The sequence below is a fragment of the Terrabacter sp. Soil811 genome (genome assembly GCF_001429655.1).
GTDB lineage: Bacteria > Actinomycetota > Actinomycetes > Actinomycetales > Dermatophilaceae > Terrabacter.
On sequence record NZ_LMSX01000008.1, the window covers coordinates 768,129 to 783,826 of the forward strand.

Annotated in this window: 15 protein-coding genes; 7 read left to right on the top strand and 8 right to left on the bottom strand. The window is 71.7% G+C overall.

All coding sequences use genetic code 11. From position 1 onward, the window contains the following. Positions 1 to 2 precede the first annotated feature (2 nt). Complete coding sequence (gene tkt, locus ASH01_RS13920) at positions 3 to 2,366, bottom strand: transketolase (protein ID WP_056776739.1); 2,364 nt, start codon at positions 2,364 to 2,366, stop codon at positions 3 to 5. A gap of 189 nt (positions 2,367 to 2,555) precedes the next feature. Between tkt and ASH01_RS13925 the strand changes: the two genes are divergently transcribed. Then, on the top strand, positions 2,556 to 3,530 hold the full coding sequence (locus ASH01_RS13925) for a heme o synthase (protein WP_443081140.1): 975 nt from the start codon (positions 2,556 to 2,558) through the stop codon (positions 3,528 to 3,530). 40 nt (positions 3,531 to 3,570) lie between these two features. On the opposite strand, the gene ASH01_RS13930 is transcribed toward ASH01_RS13925, so the two are convergent. The 7 genes from ASH01_RS13930 to ASH01_RS13960 form a co-directional block, all read right to left on the bottom strand. Then, positions 3,571 to 4,584 (bottom strand): NUDIX hydrolase, encoded by a 1,014-nt coding sequence (locus ASH01_RS13930; RefSeq protein WP_056776743.1) that lies wholly within the window; start codon positions 4,582 to 4,584, stop codon positions 3,571 to 3,573. 9 nt (positions 4,585 to 4,593) lie between these two features. Further along, positions 4,594 to 5,634, bottom strand: a complete 1,041-nt coding sequence (locus ASH01_RS13935; RefSeq protein WP_200961797.1) for a sensor histidine kinase — start codon at positions 5,632 to 5,634, stop codon at positions 4,594 to 4,596. Continuing rightward, positions 5,631 to 6,341 carry a response regulator transcription factor gene (locus ASH01_RS13940; RefSeq protein WP_056776749.1) on the bottom strand — a complete coding sequence of 237 codons (711 nt, stop codon included), beginning with the start codon at positions 6,339 to 6,341 and terminating at the stop codon, positions 5,631 to 5,633. Before ASH01_RS13940 ends, ASH01_RS13935 begins: the two co-directional genes overlap by 4 nt. 76 nt (positions 6,342 to 6,417) lie before the next feature. Further along, entirely contained in the window at positions 6,418 to 7,347 is a 930-nt protein-coding gene (locus tag ASH01_RS13945) for a COX15/CtaA family protein (protein ID WP_056776752.1), read from the bottom strand. A gap of 142 nt (positions 7,348 to 7,489) precedes the next feature. Then, positions 7,490 to 7,972 carry a DUF2231 domain-containing protein gene (locus ASH01_RS13950; RefSeq protein ID WP_056776754.1) on the bottom strand — a complete coding sequence of 161 codons (483 nt, stop codon included), beginning with the start codon at positions 7,970 to 7,972 and terminating at the stop codon, positions 7,490 to 7,492. 127 nt (positions 7,973 to 8,099) lie between these two features. Further along, positions 8,100 to 8,879, bottom strand: a complete 780-nt coding sequence (locus ASH01_RS13955; RefSeq protein ID WP_056776758.1) for an ABC transporter permease — start codon at positions 8,877 to 8,879, stop codon at positions 8,100 to 8,102. Then, positions 8,876 to 9,586, bottom strand: coding sequence for an ABC transporter ATP-binding protein (locus tag ASH01_RS13960; protein ID WP_056776761.1), 711 nt, complete (start codon positions 9,584 to 9,586; stop codon positions 8,876 to 8,878). The genes ASH01_RS13955 and ASH01_RS13960 overlap by 4 nt, the downstream gene beginning before the upstream one ends. Positions 9,587 to 9,726: 140 nt before the next feature. Between ASH01_RS13960 and ASH01_RS13965 the strand changes: the two genes are divergently transcribed. The 6 genes from ASH01_RS13965 to sufC are packed head-to-tail and all read left to right on the top strand — an operon-like array spanning position 9,727 to position 15,698. Then, entirely contained in the window at positions 9,727 to 10,392 is a 666-nt protein-coding gene (locus ASH01_RS13965; RefSeq protein WP_056776764.1) for a phosphatidylserine decarboxylase, read from the top strand. Between the two features lie 50 nt (positions 10,393 to 10,442). Further along, on the top strand, positions 10,443 to 11,339 hold the full coding sequence (locus ASH01_RS13970) for a CDP-alcohol phosphatidyltransferase family protein (protein WP_235509614.1): 897 nt from the start codon (positions 10,443 to 10,445) through the stop codon (positions 11,337 to 11,339). Positions 11,340 to 11,383: 44 nt separating this feature from the next. Beyond that, entirely contained in the window at positions 11,384 to 12,208 is an 825-nt protein-coding gene (locus tag ASH01_RS13975; protein ID WP_056776771.1) for a helix-turn-helix transcriptional regulator, read from the top strand. Next, complete coding sequence (gene sufB / locus ASH01_RS13980) at positions 12,205 to 13,626, top strand: Fe-S cluster assembly protein SufB (protein WP_020144124.1); 1,422 nt, start codon at positions 12,205 to 12,207, stop codon at positions 13,624 to 13,626. The genes ASH01_RS13975 and sufB overlap by 4 nt, the downstream gene beginning before the upstream one ends. Before the next feature lie 8 nt (positions 13,627 to 13,634). Beyond that, positions 13,635 to 14,918, top strand: a complete 1,284-nt coding sequence (gene sufD / locus ASH01_RS13985; protein ID WP_200961804.1) for a Fe-S cluster assembly protein SufD — start codon at positions 13,635 to 13,637, stop codon at positions 14,916 to 14,918. A 3-nt stretch (positions 14,919 to 14,921) separates the two neighbouring features. After that, positions 14,922 to 15,698 (top strand): Fe-S cluster assembly ATPase SufC, encoded by a 777-nt coding sequence (gene sufC, locus ASH01_RS13990; RefSeq protein WP_020144126.1) that lies wholly within the window; start codon positions 14,922 to 14,924, stop codon positions 15,696 to 15,698.

Consider the following 15,698-nt stretch of genomic DNA (forward strand, 5'->3'; position numbering starts at 1 on the left):
GGTCACTTCCCCTTGCTCGTAGCGGATGCGGCGGCCGCGTGGGCGGCCTTGCCGCTGCCGGTCTGCGCGTCGCCACCCATGACGTCGGTGGAGGCGCTCTGGGCGGCGCGGGCCGGGTTGGTCTCGGTGACCCCCGGGGCCTTCGTCGCGGAGCCCTTGGCTGCCTTGATGGAGTCCTTCGCGGCCTTGACGACGGCGTCGGCGGTGATGCCGAACTCGCGGTACAGGGTGGCCTGGTCGGCGGAGGCGCCGAAGTGCTCGATGCTGACGATGCGCCCGGCGTCGCCGACGACGTCGTGCCAGCCCATCGAGATCCCCGCCTCGACGCTGACGCGGGCCCGGACTGCCGGCGGCAGAACCTTGTCCTGGTAGGAACGGGTCTGCTTCTCGAACCATTCCCGGCAGGGCATCGAGACGACGCGCGTCGCGATGCGCGACTTCTCGAGGCGCTCGGCGGCCTGGACCGCGAGCTGCACCTCGGATCCGGTCGCGACGATGACGACGTCGGGGTCACCGGCACGCGACTCCTCGACGAGGATGTAGGCGCCCTTGGCGACGCCGCTCACCTTGCCGTACGTCGAGCGGTCCCACGTCGGGACCGGCTGGCGCGTGAGGCAGAGGGCGGCCGGGCCGTCGGTCTTCGTCAGGATCTGGGCCCAGGCGGCGGCGGTCTCGTTGGCGTCCGCGGGGCGGACGACGTCGAGGCCGGGGATGGCGCGCAGGGCCGCGAGGTGCTCGATCGGCTGGTGCGTCGGGCCGTCCTCACCGAGGCCGATGGAGTCGTGCGTCCAGACGTACGTGACGGGTGCCTGCTGGATCGCGGCGAGGCGCACGGCGGGGCGCATGTAGTCGGAGAAGACGAGGAAGGTGCCGCCGTAGGGACGGGTCAGGCCCTCGAGCGCGATCCCGTTGAGGATCATGCCCATGCCGTTCTCGCGGATGCCGAAGTGCAGCGTGCGGCCGAACGGGCCGCCCTTCCACGTCGACGTCTGCTTCGAGCTGGGGATGAAGGACGGCTGTCCCTCCATCGTCGTGTTGTTGGACTCGGCGAGGTCGGCGGAGCCGCCCCAGAGCTCGGGCATGACGTCGGCGATGGCCGTGAGGACCTTGCCGGAGGCGGCGCGGGTCGCCACGCCCTTCTCGTCGGCGGGGAAGGTCGGCATCGCCTTGGCGAGACCCGCCGGGGCCTGGCCCGCGAGGATGCGGTCGAGCAGGGCCGCGCGGTCGGGGTTGGCCTTGCGCCACGCCTTGTACGCCTTGTCCCACTCGCGGTGGGCCGCCTTGCCGCGCTTGACGACGTCGCGGGCGTGCTTGAGGACCGCGGGCTCGACGGCGAAGGTCTTCTTCGGGTCGAAGCCGAGCAGCTCCTTCGTGCCGCTGATCTCCTCGTCGCCGAGGGCCGAGCCGTGGGACTTGCCGGTGTTCTGCTTCGTCGGCGCGGGCCACGCGATGATCGTGTGCAGCACGACGAGGGTCGGCTTGTCCGTCACCTTGTCGCCGGAGCGGATCGCGGCGAGCAGCGCGTCGACGTCCTCGACGTAGGTCGCGCCGTCGGCGTCCTTGCGCCAGTCGACTCGGGCGACGTGCCAGCCGTAGGCCTCGAAGCGCGCCGCGACGTCCTCGCTGAACGCGATGTCGGTGTCGTCCTCGATGGAGATCTGGTTGGCGTCGTAGACGACGGTGAGGTTGCCGAGCTCCTGGTGGCCGGCCAGGGCGCAGGCCTCGTGGGAGACGCCCTCCTGCATGTCGCCGTCGGAGGCGATGACGTAGACGTGGTGGTCGAAGGGGCTCGTGCCCAGCTTGGCGTCGGGGTCGAAGAGGCCGCGCTGGCGACGCTGCGCCATGGCCATGCCGACGGCCGAGGCCAGGCCCGAACCGAGCGGGCCGGTCGTGATCTCGACGCCGGGGGTGTGGTGGACCTCGGGGTGGCCGGGCGTCAGCGAGCCCCACGTGCGCAGCGACTTGAGGTCGTCGAGCGAGAGGCCGTAGCCGCTGAGGTAGAGCTGGATGTACTGCGTGAGGCTCGAGTGCCCGCAGGAGAGCACGAACCGGTCGCGCCCGAGCCAGGCCGGGTCGGACGGGTCGTGCGTCATGACGTTCTGGTAGAGGAGGTACGCGAGCGGCGCGAGCGACATGGCCGTGCCGGGGTGGCCGTTGCCGACCTTCTGCACGGCGTCGGCGGCGAGCAGTCGCGTGGTGTCGACCGCGCGGACGTCGAGATCGCTCCAGCCGGCCTTCTTCGCCACGGGCAGCGGCAGACCCGGGTCGCGCTGTGCCAGCAGGCCCTTCGTCGTCGCGGTCCGCGTGGTGCCGGATCGGGTGGGCTTCTTCGCCTTCGTGGCGGTGCTGGACGCAGCAGTGGGCACGGAACGGGTCTCCTTCAACAAGGGTTGATCACGTACGGCCACGAGCCTAGTGCCCGCGCTGTGAGGGACGACACCTCGCCCGGCGGTCGGAACGGCCATCTGCAGGTGCGGTGCCGGCCGTCGGCGGCGACGGTCTAGACTTGCGACGCAATGCTCACGTACCCAGCGGGTCGGAGCGACGTACCAGCGGTGAGGATCTCAGTGACAACGGTGGACCCCCGCGCCGACCTCTCGGCGCTGCACGGTCCCGACGGCAGTGGGCTGAAGTTCCTCCTCGGACAGTACGTCTCGCTGATGAAGCCGCGGATCATCGAGCTCCTCCTCATCACCACCATCCCCGTGATGTTCCTGGCGGAGCAGGGCGTGCCGGACCTCTGGCTCGTCGTCGTCACCGTCGTCGGTGGCACGCTGTCCGCCGGTGCGGCCAACACCCTCAACTGCTACATCGACCGCGACATCGACGCCGTCATGCACCGCACGAGTCGTCGGCCTCTCGTCACCGGCACGGTCAGCCCACGGGGCGCCCTCGTGTTCGGGGTGGCGCTGGCCGTCGGATCGACCGTCTGGCTGGGCCTGCTCGTCAACTGGCTGAGCGCCTGGCTCGCCCTCGGTGCGCTGCTCTTCTACGTCTTCGGCTACACGCTGCTGCTCAAGCGCCGCACGGCCCAGAACATCGTCTGGGGCGGCGCCGCCGGCTGCATGCCGGTGCTCATCGGCTGGTCGGCCGTCACCGACTCGCTCAGCTGGTCGGCGTTCATCCTCTTCATGGTCATCTTCTTCTGGACGCCGCCGCACTACTGGCCGCTGTCGATGCGCTACAAGGACGACTACGCCACGGCGCACGTGCCGATGCTGCCGGTCGTCGAGCGCTTCGTCGTCGTCGCGCGCCAGATCGTCGCCTACTCGTGGGCCATGGTGCTGACGTCACTGGCGCTCGTGCCGGTCCAGCAGGTCGGCTGGGTCTACACCACCGCTGCCGTGGTCGCCGGGGCGCTCTTCCTCACCGAGGCGCACCGCCTCCTCGTCAGGGCGAAGGCCGGTGCGGCCGAGGACGTCCTCAAGCCGATGCGCCTGTTCCACTTCTCGATCACGTACCTCACGATCCTCTTCGTGGGAGTCGCGCTCGACCCCATCTGGCACCTGCCGCTGCCGTTCTTCTCCTGACCGGGGACGCCACACCCATGGCTTGTGCGGTGTGGCGCGGTCAGAGGGTCGGCATGCCGTCCTCGAGGTAGAGCGTCCCGCCGTCGTGCGCGTGCAGCGCGTCGAGCAGCCGCTCGTTGTAGGCGGCGACCCGCCCCGCCCAGTCCCCGGGGCCGGCCCAGTGGACGCCGAGGATCTCGCGCTGCTGCAGGTGCGCCCGCTCGACGACGTCGGCGTCGACGGTGCCGAGGTCGAAGACGAAGACCGTCGCGTCGCCCCATCCGTGCAGGGCAGGAAGCCAGTTGACCGCGAGCAGCGGCCCGGCCGTGACGCTGATGTCGAGCTCCTCGCGGACCTCGCGGACGACGCACGCGGCGGGGGACTCGTGCCGGTCGACGACCCCGCCGGGGAGGTCCCACTCGCGCTTGTAGACGAGCTCGCACAGCAGCAGTTGCCCAGTGCCGGAGCGCAGCACGCCCTGGGCGATGGCGCGCTTGGTCGGGAGGGTCGAGTCGAGCATCGCCGTGAAGCCCTCACGGGTGTCCGGGTGTGCGTCGTCGCGCCGCCGCCCGAGCACGAGGGTGTCCTGGCGCACGCCGGCGAGGGTCGCGTTCCCGCGCAGCCGTCCCTCCCGGCGCAGCCCGGCTCGCAGGGCGGTGCGCACGGAGGCCCGGTTGTCGGGGTTGACGTGCGCCTCGACGCGCTCGAGGTCGAGTGCGTCGAAGGCCCACTCGACGAGGAGGCGCACGGCCCGCCACGCGAGACCCTGTCCGCGGTAGGGGGCGAAGACCGCCCAGGACAGGACACCGACACCGGGGTCCTGCACGCGGACGTCGACAATGCCGGCGGCCCGCCCGCGCCACTGCACGAGGTAGGTGACCTTGGACCGATCGGACCACTCGGTGTGGGTGCGCTCGATCCAGGTCCGGTGCTCGTCGGCCGGTGGCTCGACGGCGGGGAAGTCGAACCACCGGGCGATCTCGCGGTCGTGGAGGGGCCGGGTCTCGTCGCTGTCGTCGATCGTCCACGGCCGCAGCACGAGCTCGCCCTCACGGAGCGTCGGCTGGTCGGTCACCTCCCCAGCCTAGGGATGACCGCCGGGCACGGGCTCGCCGAGGGGGCCGGCGAGGGGCAGGGCCAGCTCGAACCGGCACCCGGGACCCGTGTTGGCCACGGTCACGTCACCCCCGTGGGCCCGGGCGATCCCGCGCGCGACGGCGAGACCGAGGCCGGCGCCCACGCCCGCGGCCGGCGTCCGCGCACTCGTCCCGCGCCAGCCCGGGTCGAAGAGCCGGCCGAGCTCGTCGGGAGGTATGCCGCCGCAGCCGTCCGCGACACTGACGCGGGCCACGTCGTGGTCGGCGGTGAGGGAGATGTCGACCCGGCCGCCCGGGTCCGTGTGCGTCAGCGCGTTCGTCACGAGGTTGGCGAGAGCGCGTGAGAGCTCACCCGCGTCGGCCGAGGCCGTGACGGACTCGGCCGGGGCGGAGCCGCCCACGTGCACCCCCCGGCGATCCGCGAGGACGCGTGCTGACGCGAGGGCGTCGGAGACGAGGTCGCCGAGGTCGACGGGGGCGCGATCGAGTTTCAGCGTGCCGGACTGGAGCCGCGACAGCGCGAGGAGCCCACCGACCATGTCGGACATGCGGTCGGCCTCGGACCGGATGCGTGCGGGATAGCTGCCGTCGGCGGGCGCGTGGCCGTCCTCGATGGCCTCGGCCATCGCGCGGATGCCGGCGAGCGGGGTGCGCAGGTCGTGCGACACCCAGGCGACGAGCTCGCGGCGGCTCTCCTCGACCTGTCGGTCGCGGTCGCGCTCGGCGGCCTCCTCGGCGGAGGCGCGCATCAGCTCCTGCACGCGCCGGGCGATGAGCCAGCCGAAGACCGCCGCGATGGGCAGGGAGGTCGCCGTCACGACGAGGACGACGGCCTGGTCGTGCTCGTTGATGAACATCGCGTGCGCCGTCACGACCACGCCGAGGGCGACGCTGAGGATGACGACGACAGGTGCCAGCACTGCGGCGGCGACGAGCGAGCGGGCGGCGAGCGCCCGGACGACGAGCGCCCCGACCGTGCCGACGGCGACCGCCGCGAGCGCAGCGAGCAGGGCTGCCTCGGCGATCACGTCCCGGCCGCCGTCGCGGGGGCCGCGCCGTCCCACCGGTAGCCGACGCCCCACACGGTCTGGAGCCGGACGGGCCGCGCCGGGTCGGTCTCCACCTTCTCGCGCAGTCGGCGGACGTGGACCGTGACCGTCGACTCGTCGCCGTACTCCCAGCCCCACACCTGTTCCATCAGCTCGCGTCTGGAGAACGCGGTCCCCGGGTGGGCCATGAGGTGGGCGAGGAGGTCGAACTCGCGGCTGGTCAGGGCGAGCAGACCGTCCCCGAGCCAGGCCTGGTGGCGTCGGGTGTCGACGCGCAGGTCGTCGTCGACGAGCGTCGTCGCGGCGGGCGGTGCGGCGGGCGGTGCGGCACGGCGCAGGATCGACTGGATGCGCAGCACCAGCTCACGGCTGCTGAACGGCTTGGTCACGTAGTCGTCCGCACCGATCTCGAGGCCGAGGACGCGGTCGGACTCCTCGCCCCGGGCGGTCAGCATGACGACCGGCAGGTCGCCGCGCTCGGCGCGCAGCCGGCGGAAGACCTCGAGACCGTCGAGACCGGGGAGGGTGAGGTCGAGCACGACGAGGTCGGGGGAGCGGTCGCGGGCCACGGACAGCGCCGCATGGCCGTCCTGCGCCTCGAGGACGTCGAGCCCGGCACGGGTCAGGTAGCCGGACACGACCTCGCGCAGGGTGGGGTCGTCGTCGACGACGAGGACGGTGGGCACGTCCCCAGCCTAGGCAGCGACGGGCCGTCGGCGACGGCGAAAGTCCTTGCGGTCCGGTGACGTCGGCGGACGGTCGTCAGACCGGATGGCGCCTTGTCGCGAGGACGCCGAACGTCAGGGCGACGACGAGCAGGCTGGCCCCGAGCATGTGGAGCAGCACGAGCAGCTCGGGCAGCTTCGTGAAGTACTGGACGTAGCCGATGAGCCCCTGCGCGAGGGTGACGACGAGCACCACGGTCCAGGCGCGGCGGGCCTCGTCGGTGGTCGCCGTGATGCTCACGGCGACGAGGGTGGCGATGACGAGACCGCAGAAGAGCATGACGGCGTCGGCGTGCATCCACGAGACGAACCGCGGGTCGAAGCCCGTGCGCGCGGGCCGGTCGGCGTCGCCCGAGTGCGGCCCCGAGCCGGTGACGATCGTGCCGAGCAGCAGCACGACTGCGCCGACGGCGCTCGTGCCCAGGGCGAGCGTCCGTGCGAGCGGGTGCACGACGAACTCACCCGGGCCCGAGACGTCGTCTCGGGCGCCGCGCACGAGCATGGTCGACAAGGAGACGAGGACCATCGAGAGGAGGAAGTGCGACATGACGGTCCACGGGTTGAGCCCCGTGAGGACGGTGATGCCGCCGAGCACGGCCTGCGCGGGGATGCCGGCGAGGACGCCGATGGCGACCCGGTGCAGCCGCCGGCGCTCCGGCCAGTGCCTCAGCACGACCCACAGCGAGGCGAGTGCGAGCACCGTGACGACGCTCGTCAGGGTGCGGTTGCCGAACTCGACGAGGTCGTGGAACTCGCTCTCGGGCGTCCGGACGGGGGTGAACGAGCCGGGCTGGCACTCCGGCCAGGTGCTGCACCCGAGACCGCTGCCCGTGAGGCGCACGATGCCGCCGGTGACGACGATGCCGACCTCGCCGACGAGGTTGGCGAGCAGCAGGGGCCGCACCCAGCTGGGCCGGACGGCGGGGAGGCGACCGGTGGCCCGGGCGAGACGGCTCGCGCCGGTCACGGGGGCGTCGTCGGTCACGGGAGGCGTGGAGGACACCCCGCAAGGGTATGCCGCCGAGCCGGGTCACCCCGCATCGCCCCGTGTCGTCGGGACCCTGAGGACGGGCCGTGGCCCGGCCGGGACCGGGGCACGCGTGGCCGGGTCAGGCCAGGCCGTTCCAGACCACCAGGGATCCCGCGTGACCGGCCAGCACGACGGTGATGATCGCGGCCACGGCGGAGAGCACGACGAGCGTGCCGATGAGCACGTCGAACGCGTGGCCTTGCGGTGACTCCTCCTCGGGCGGTCGGACGAACCACAGGGCCAGGAGGGTGAGGACCATGAAGAGCACGCAGATGAGCTTGGCGCGGTCGCCCCACTCGGTGTGGTTGCGCAGCAGGTCGAAGTCCGTCGTGCTGGCACGCACCTGCGACACCCGGCGCTGCAGGGCCTCACCGCTCTCGGCCGCGACGAACGCCGAGACACCCGAGATGACGGCACCGGCAGCCGTCGGCCAGCGCAGCAGCCGCCGCCACCCGGGGCGCACCACGTAGGCGATCGCGCACAGCGCCGAGAGGGGGACGAGGACGACGACCGCGTGGATCACGAGGGCGTGCATCGGAAGACCGAAGATGTAGTCGAACACGTCGCCTCCGGGCCGGTCGGGGTCGTGGGGTGTGGTGCGGCTTCTTCGTGCGGTCGTGCGGGCGTGCGGTCGAGCGGTCGAGCGGTGGGAGCGGTCGAGCGGTGGTGCTGCGGCCAGTCTCGTCCGCTCAGTCGTCGAAGCGGAAGAGACGCGCCGCGAGAACCGTTGCGACCACTCCCCACGCGAGGACGACCCCGAGCGCGAGCAGGTTCAGCGTCCCGTCCACCAGGGCCGACCTGAGCCCGTCCGCCAGACCCGCCGACGGCAGGAAGGCCACGACGTGCGAGACCCCGGCCGGCAGCTCGCTCCGCGGGACGACCACACCGCCGACCGCGAGGAGCAGCACCCACACGAGGTTGGCGATCGCGAGCACCGCCTCCGCCCGCAGGGTGCCGGCGAGCAGGAGGGCGAGGGCCACGAAGGCCCACGTGCCGAGGACGACGAAGAGGACGGCATACGCGATTCCGGCGACCTCCGGTCGCCACCCGAGCGCGAGACCGAGCACGGCGATGACGGCGATCTGGATCGCCTCGACGGCCAGGGTCGCCGCCACCTTGGCTGCGACGAGCCCACCGCGCCCGAGCGGGGTGACACCGAGGTAGCGCAGCACGGCGTAGCGGCGGTCGAAGCCGGTCGAGATCGCCTGGGACGTGAAGGCAGCCGAGATGACGCAGAGCGCGATGATGCCCGGTGTCGCCACGTCGATGCGCGTGCCCGGACCGAGCGACGGCGACGTCGTGACGCTGAGACCGACGAGCGCCAGGGCGGGCAGGACGAGCGAGACGAGCAGCTGTTCACCGTTGCGCAGCAGGCTGCCGACCTCGAAGCCGGCCTGGGCGAGGACCCGACGGCGCGGAGCGGCCGCTCCAGCGGCGGTCGGCGTCGTCGGGGTGGCTGAGGTGCTCACGCGGCTCCCTTGCGGGTCAGGCTGAAGTAGACGTCCTCGAGGGAGCGGCCGCCGGTCACCGAGGCCGGTGTCCCCTCGGCGACGGTGCGTCCCGCGTTCATGATGACGAGGTGGTCCGCGAGACGCTCTGCCTCCTCGAACGAGTGGGTGGTCACGACGACGGTCGTGCCGGCGTCACGCTGCTCGGCCACGAGCTCCCACACGTCGAGCCGTCCGTGCGGGTCGAGCCCGGCCGCCGGTTCGTCGAGGAAGAGCACCTCGGGGCGCCCGAGCAGCGACGCCGCGAGGGCGAGGCGCTGCTTCTGGCCACCCGAGAGGCGACGCACCGTCGTCGAGGCGAAGTCCGTGACGCCGAGCCGCCGCGCGACGGCGTCGACGTCGAGCGGGTCGGCGTAGAGGCGGGAGAGGTGGTGGAGCAGACGCAGCGGCTTCGTTCCGTTGGGCAGACCGCCCGCCTGCAGCATGACGCCGACGCGGGCGCGGTGGTCGGCGTCCGCCTGCCACGGGTCGGTGCCGAGGACGCGCACCGTGCCGCCGTCGGGCCGCCCGAGACCGACCGCGCACTCGATGGCGGTCGTCTTGCCCGCACCGTTGGGACCGAGCACCGCGGTGATGCGGCCGGCGGGGGCCGTCCACGTCAGGCCGTCGAGGGCAGACACCTGACCGAAGGTGCGGCGGAGGTCGGACAGTGTCACCGCATCGGTCATGGCTCATGAGTCTAGGCTCGGTGCCGACGACCCCGGTCACCGCACCTCGGTCGCCACCGGCGTACCCCTCACGCCGTCTCTGCTCCGCCCGCCCCACTCGACCTGCTCACCACACTCGAACCTGACGGAGACCCCGACCCGTGAAGATCGACCCAGCCGCCAAGCCCTTCACCGCGATGGCCGCCGTGCCCACGGTGATCGCCGCGCTGGCCCGCCGACCGCGCACGACCGCCGCCCTCGGCCTGCTCACTGCGGGGGTGACCCTCTTCTTCCGCGACCCGGACCGCACCCCGGACCGCTCGCCCGTGTCCGACCCCGACGTGGTACTGGCCCCGGCCGACGGGATCGTCATGCACGTGGGGGAGCCGCAGCCGGGCATCGCCCCGCCCGGTGAGTGGCAGCAGGTCAGCATCTTCCTGTCGCTGCTCGACGTGCACATGAACCGCTCGCCCTACGGCGGCCGCGTCATCGACGTCACCCACACGCCGGGCCGCTTCCTCGCCGCCTACCGCGCCGAGAGCGCCACGAAGAACGAGCGCAGCGAGATCATCGTGGAGCGCGTCGTCGCGGGCCGCCCGCGCCGCATCGTCTACCGCCAGCTCGTCGGCCAGCTCGCGCGCCGCATCGTCACCCGCATCGAGCCCGGTGACGAGATCGGCACCGGCGAGCGCATGGGCCTGATGAAGTTCGGTTCGCGCATGGACGTCTTCGTGCCGCCGGAGGTGCAGCTCGAGGTCAGCAAGGGCAAGCGCGCCATCGGTGGGGAGACCGTGCTGGGCCGCTTCCCCGCGGCGGACGCCTCGTGAGCGGCGACGCGGCCTCCGCCTCCGACGATCGGCCCCGCCGGCGCGACCGCGTGAGCCGGCGCATCCGGCTCGTGTCGGCCACCGGCGCCCGGGTCATCCCGCTCGACCGGCTCAACCCGCGCGTCCGTGCGCGGGCGACCCTTCCCAGCCTCTTCACGCTCGGCAACATGCTGTGCGGCTTCTCGTCGGTGCTCCTGTCGTTCCAGGGGCACTTCCGCGCGGCCGCGGTGCTCGTCGGCATCTCGATCGTCCTCGACATCTGCGACGGCGCGGTGGCCCGTGCCGTCGGTGCCATCACGCCGTTCGGCCTGCAGTTCGACTCCCTCGCCGACCTCATCTCGTTCGGGATCGCACCCGCCGTGCTCGTCTACACGTGGGCGCTGCCGGCCTACCCGGTCTGGGCCTGGGCCGGGGCGATGTTCTGGCTCGCCTGCGCGGCCTACCGACTGGCCCGCTTCAACGTCACCATCGACCCGCTGGCCGACAAGCGCTACTTCGTCGGTCTCGCGAGCCCCGGTGCCGCGGGCGTCGTCATCTCGACGGTGCTCGCCATCGGCGAGCCCCTCTACGACTGGGCGCCCCTCGTGCCGGTCGCGGCCGGGGTGGTCCCGGCCGCGCTCATGGCCTCGTCGTTCCGCTTCCGCTCCTTCCGCGACCTGCTGTCGCCGCGCCACCTGCGGATCACGATCCCCCTCGGCATCGTCATCGCGCTGGGGCTCGCGCTCTTCCCCGGCGCGACGGGCATGGCGCTCGCGTACGGCTACGTGCTCACCTGCCCCCTGGGCTGGGTCACGGCCCCGCTGCGGAGGCGCTGGTTCGGGGAGGACGCCGTCGCGCCGCCGCGCACGCGGATGCCATCGGTCATCATGCCGCCCGACCTGGATGACGACGACGATGACGACGGGGACGACGGGGACGACGACGCCGATCGCGCTACCTGGCGGTAAGGACGACCTAACTGGAGTCGCAGCCCCAATTACGTCACAATGGTGTGGTGTTTATCGGAGCGCACGCCCCGCGTGAGACGAAGGACGGCGAGGACGGCCAGCACGTCTCGCCGCTCGAGTCGCGCACGCGCTCGCGGGTGCTCCACATGGTCTCTGCCGACGGCCCGATCTCGGCCGCCGAGCTCGGGCGTCATCTCGACCTGACACCGGCTGCCGTGCGTCGTCACCTCGACGCGCTCGTCGAGCAGGGCGCCGTCGTCCCGCACGAGCCCACCGGTGGTCGCCGCGGCCGTGGACGCCCTGCTCGCGCCTACGTCGTGTCCGACGCCGGCCACAACGCCCTCGAGGCCGACTACGACTCGCTCGCCGTCGAGGTGCTGCGCTACCTCCAGGAGCACGCGGGACCCGCGGCCGTCGGCGACTTCGCCCGCAGCCGCGTCGGCGCGCTCGAGGAGCGGTATGCCGCCCGGCTCGCCGCCGCCGGCGACGACCCCGCCGCGCGCACCGAGGCCCTCGTCGAGGCGCTGAGCGAGGACGGCTTCGCCGCCACCGCCCGGCCCGTCGGCGCCGGCGGCCTGACCGGCGTCCAGCTGTGCCAGGGCCACTGCCCGGTGCAGCACGTCGCCACCGAGTTCCCGGCCTTCTGCGAGGCCGAGACCGACGCGTTCTCCCGGTTGCTCGGGGTGCACGTCCAGCGCCTCGCGACCCTCGCGGGCGGACACCACGTCTGCACGACGTTCGTCCCGACCGGTGGGATCGGCTCCCGCCCCCGGAAGACCACGCAGCCCTCGGGTGTTGACCCGGAGGCTGCCCCACCTCGTTCGAGCACCACCGACACGCTCACGCACGTCAAGGAAGGTTCCTCATGACCACGCACATCGAAGAGCTGAACCCCGGCCTCAAGGGCATCGGCACCTACGAGTACGGCTGGGCCGACAGCGACGTGGCCGGGTCCACGGCGCGTCGAGGGCTCAACGAGGACGTCGTGCGCGACATCTCGGCCCGCAAGAGCGAGCCGGAGTGGATGACGAAGCTGCGCCTGAAGAGCCTCAGCCTCTTCGGCAAGAAGCCAATGCCCTCGTGGGGCTCGGACCTCACCGGCATCGACTTCCAGAACATCAAGTACTTCGTGAAGTCGACCGAGAAGCAGGCCGCCACGTGGGACGACCTGCCCGAGGACATCAAGAACACCTATGACCGTCTGGGCATCCCGGAGGCCGAGAAGCAGCGCCTCGTCTCCGGTGTCGCAGCCCAGTACGAGTCGGAGGTCGTCTACCACCAGATCCGTGAGGACCTCGAGGCCCAGGGCGTCATCTTCCTCGACACCGACACGGCCCTGAAGGAGCACGAGGACCTCTTCCGCGAGCACTTCGCGACCGTCATCCCGGCCGGCGACAACAAGTTCGCCGCGCTCAACACCGCCGTGTGGTCGGGGGGCTCGTTCATCTACGTCCCCAAGGGTGTCCACGTGGACATCCCGCTCCAGGCGTACTTCCGCATCAACACCGAGAACATGGGCCAGTTCGAGCGGACGCTGATCATCGCCGACGAGGGTTCCTACGTGCACTACGTCGAGGGCTGCACCGCCCCGATCTACAAGTCGGACTCGCTCCACTCGGCCGTCGTCGAGATCATCGTCAAGAAGAACGCCCGCGTGCGCTACACGACGATCCAGAACTGGTCCAACAACGTCTACAACCTCGTCACGAAGCGCGCGACCTGCGAGGCCGGCGCGACGATGGAGTGGGTCGATGGCAACATCGGCTCCAAGGTGACGATGAAGTACCCCGCCGTCTTCCTCATGGGCGAGCACGCGAAGGGCGAGACGCTCTCCATCGCCTTCGCCGGCGAGGGCCAGCACCAGGACACCGGCTCCAAGATGGTCCACGCGGCTCCCAACACGAAGAGCTCGATCATCAGCAAGTCGGTCGCCCGTGGCGGCGGCCGTGCGAGCTACCGCGGCCTCGTGCAGGTGCTCGAGGGCGCGTCGCACTCGGCCTCGACCGTGCGCTGTGACGCCCTGCTCGTCGACACGATCAGCCGATCCGACACCTACCCCTACGTCGACATCCGCGAGGACGACGTCTCGATGGGACACGAGGCCACGGTCTCGAAGGTGTCCGAGGACCAGCTCTTCTACCTCATGTCGCGCGGCATGGCCGAGGACGAGGCCATGGCGATGATCGTGCGCGGCTTCATCGAGCCCATCGCGCGCGAGCTGCCCATGGAGTACGCCCTCGAGCTCAACCGCCTCATCGAGCTGCAGATGGAAGGAGCCGTCGGCTGATGAGCCTTCTGGCTGACACGACCACCGACATCCCCGAGACCCAGCAGAGCGAGACCACGGTGCCCGACGCCGCCCCCACCACCACCGTCGCTGCCCCCGGCGCGGCCGCCCACACCGACTCCGCCGCGGCCTTCGTGCCCGACCAGTCGCGTGCCGAGCGCACGGCGTCCTTCGACGTCGCCGCCTTCCCGATCCCGTCGGGTCGCGAGGAGGACTGGCGCTTCACGCCCGTCAAGAAGCTCGCCGCCCTGCTGGCCGAGGGCGCGACGGGCAGCCTCGACTGGAGCACGTCGCTCCCCGAGGGCGTCACGACGTCGACGATCACCTCCGAGCAGGCCCAGGCCCTCGGCGTCCTGCCGCCGCAGGACCGCGCAGCCGTCGTGGCGGGCGCGGCCGCGGGCGGTGCCGTGCTGCTCGACATCCCGGCCGAGGCCGAGCTCGACGAGCCCGTACGCCTGTCGCTCGTCGGCCGTGGCGGTGAGCCCGTGCACGGTCACCTCGTCGTGCGCGCCGGCCGCTTCTCCAAGGCGACCGTCGTCGTCGAGCACACGGGCTCAGCCCGCTACGCGCAGCTCGTCTCGGTCGTCACCGGTGACGGGTCCGACCTCACCGTGGTGTCGGTGCAGCGCTGGGCCGACGACGCCCAGCACCTGGCCCAGCACGACGCCCTCGTCGGGCGCGACGCCCGCTTCAAGCACCTCTCGGTGTCGCTCGGCGGCGAGGTCGTCCGGGTCAACGCCAACGTGCGCTACGCCGGCCCGGGTGGCGACGCGACGCTGCTCGGCGTCTACTTCGCCGACGCCGGCCAGCACCTCGAGCACCGCTCGTACATCGACCACAACGCACCGCACTGCAAGAGCCGGGCCACCTACAAGGGTGCGCTCCAGGGTGAGACCGCGCGCACGGTGTGGGTCGGCGACGTGCTCATCCGCGCCGAGGCCGAGGGCACCGACACCTACGAGCTCAACCGCAACCTCGTGCTGACCGACGGCGCCCGCGCCGACTCGGTGCCGAACCTCGAGATCGAGACCGGCGAGATCGAGGGTGCCGGACACGCCTCTGCGACAGGCCGGTTCGACGACCTGCAGCTCTTCTACCTCCAGTCGCGCGGCATCAACGAGGACGAGGCGAAGCGCCTCGTCGTGCGCGGCTTCTTCGCCGACATCATCCGCGAGATCCCGCTCGCCGACCTGCGGGACGAGATCACCGCGGCGATCGAGGACGAGCTCGCGTCGACGGCCTACGCCGCTCCCACCCAGCACACGCCCAGCATCACGAACAAGGAGAACTGACCCATGAGCACGCTCGAGATCAAGGGACTGACGGTCTCGGTCGAGACCGAGGACGGCCCCAAGGAGATCCTGCGCGGGGTCGACCTCACCGTGAAGTCGGGGGAGACGCACGCGATCATGGGGCCCAACGGCTCCGGCAAGTCGACGCTGGCCTACAGCATCGCCGGCCACCCGAAGTACACCGTCACCGGCGGCACCGTGACGCTCGACGGCGAGGACGTCCTCGCCATGAAGGTCGACGAGCGCGCCCGTGCCGGCCTCTTCCTCGCGATGCAGTACCCCGTCGAGGTCCCCGGCGTCACGGTGAGCAACTTCCTCCGCACCGCCAAGACGGCCATCGACGGCGAGGCGCCCAAGCTGCGCACGTGGGTCAAGGACGTCAAGGCCGCCATGGGCAACCTGCGCATGGACCCCGCGTTCGCCGAGCGCAACGTCAACGAGGGCTTCTCCGGTGGCGAGAAGAAGCGCCACGAGATCCTCCAGATGGAGCTGCTGCGCCCGAAGGTGGCCATCCTCGACGAGACCGACTCCGGCCTCGACGTCGACGCGCTCAAGATCGTCTCCGAGGGCGTCAACCGGGCCAAGGACTCGAGCGACCTCGGCGTCCTGCTCATCACGCACTACACGCGCATCCTGCGCTACATCAAGCCCGACTTCGTGCACGTCTTCGTCGACGGCAAGGTCGTCGAGGAGGGTGGCCCGGAGCTGGCCGACCGCCTCGAGGACGAGGGCTACGACCGCTACCTCACCGCGGCCCCGGCCGCGGCGGTCGAGGCCTGA

Bases quoted from the DNA above. Each gene is read 5' to 3' on its own strand.
- sufB (WP_020144124.1), top strand. From the start codon at position 12,205: ATGACCACGCACATCGAAGAGCTGAACCCCGGCCTCAAGGGCATCGGC.
- ASH01_RS13960 (WP_056776761.1), bottom strand. From the start codon at position 9,586: ATGACCGATGCGGTGACACTGTCCGACCTCCGCCGCACCTTCGGTCAG.
- sufC (WP_020144126.1), top strand. From the start codon at position 14,922: ATGAGCACGCTCGAGATCAAGGGACTGACGGTCTCGGTCGAGACCGAG.